This window comes from Sulfolobus sp. B1, assembly GCF_007050195.1.
Taxonomy (GTDB): Archaea; Thermoproteota; Thermoprotei_A; order Sulfolobales; family Sulfolobaceae; genus Saccharolobus.
This window is the reverse complement of the sequence record NZ_QIMI01000334.1, coordinates 1-685: the sequence shown is the minus strand read 5'-3', so window position 1 is coordinate 685 and position 685 is coordinate 1. Positions and strand designations below refer to the sequence as shown.

Sequence of the window (685 nt, the reverse complement as noted above, 5' to 3'; positions counted from 1 at the left end):
CCTACTGACCTCAACGACTTAATACTTACTTTGGCAAATACTAAGATCACTTTAAGGGCTGATGAAGACGCCCTAAAGAAGATAGGTATGGACAACTACGCAAGTCTCTTGCAGGCTGCCCCAGCTGGTTACGGGGTAATGAGGACATTCTCCTTAAAAGTCCATGACTTGTTCTTCAGAGCCCTTAAATACGATGACCGTGATAACTTTCAAGTATAGGGGGTGTACTTAGATATTTAAAGCTCATCCCTTGTATTAACTACTGATCTGCCTCAACTGGACTCTTCCAATAAATCGCTAACTTTGTAATTTAGAATCTAAAGTCTAAAAAAGACTTAAAAATCTCCATCTACAAGTATATACTATGGCAGCTAATAATCCCCTATATAACATGGTATGCCAACCCGTTGGTTTAGGTACTAAAATGATCCAAATACCAATCACTAGCTCATTAGACATGAGAAGACTGAGTAAGGACTTAAAGCTACTTCTGAGGTCACAGGGGTATACTGTTTACGCTACTTACGGCGAAAACGTCCTAATCCTCCAAATACACGCAGTTGGGATTAGGGGGCACTACTACACTGTTAAGATCTGTCAGAACAATAACGTAGTCCTTCTAGAGGCTGGGATAACTAATGGTAGAGTACAACTGGAGGAGGCTGGAATATCTGCTGGCATAGGC

1 protein-coding gene and 1 pseudogene are annotated in these 685 nt (G+C 41.2%); both read left to right on the top strand.

Features of this window, described 5'->3' with window-relative positions; translation table 11 throughout:
• Window positions 1–219: pseudogene (locus DMP16_RS10565) on the top strand (ATP-binding protein); the annotation flags it as partial.
• Between the two features lie 145 nt (window positions 220–364).
• Window positions 365–685 (top strand): hypothetical protein (locus tag DMP16_RS10560; protein WP_143577250.1); only part of this gene is annotated, 321 nt, incomplete at its 3' end.